Source organism: Paucibacter sp. XJ19-41, from assembly GCF_028462495.1.
Lineage (GTDB): Bacteria > Pseudomonadota > Gammaproteobacteria > Burkholderiales > Burkholderiaceae_C > Roseateles_E.
The window spans coordinates 1-406 of the sequence record NZ_JAQOWX010000306.1 but is presented as its reverse complement, the minus strand read 5'-3'; the positions used below and the strand labels follow the sequence as shown (position 1 = coordinate 406).

Below are 406 nucleotides of genomic sequence, written 5' to 3'. Positions count from 1 at the left end.
CGGGTGTTGCTGGGGAGCTGTACCTGGGCGGGGAGGGGCTGGCGCGAGGCTATCTGCAGCGCGCGGGGCTGACGGCCGAGCGTTTTGTGGCCGATCCTTTCGATGATGCCGGTGGACGGCTGTACCGCACAGGTGATCTGGTGCGCTGGCGCGACGACGGGCAGATCGAGTACCTGGGGCGCATTGATCATCAGGTCAAGGTCCGGGGCTTCCGCATCGAGCTGGGCGAGGTGGAGGCGCAGCTGCTGTCGCATGGGGCAGTGCGCGAGGCGGTGGTCGTGGCGCACGACGGAGGTGCCGGGGGCACGAAGCTGGTGGCGTACGTGACGCCGCAGGCGGGCGAGGCGGTCTCGGCGCTGGACACGGGGGCCTTGCGCGAGCATCTGCTGAGGGTCTTGCCGGACTA

The 406-nt window shown here is 69.7% G+C and carries 1 protein-coding gene; it reads left to right on the top strand.

Annotation, left to right across the window (positions count from 1 at the left end; genetic code table 11):
- A partial coding sequence (locus tag PO768_RS29115) for an AMP-binding enzyme (RefSeq protein ID WP_272648840.1) occupies positions 1-406 on the top strand: 406 nt, incomplete at both ends.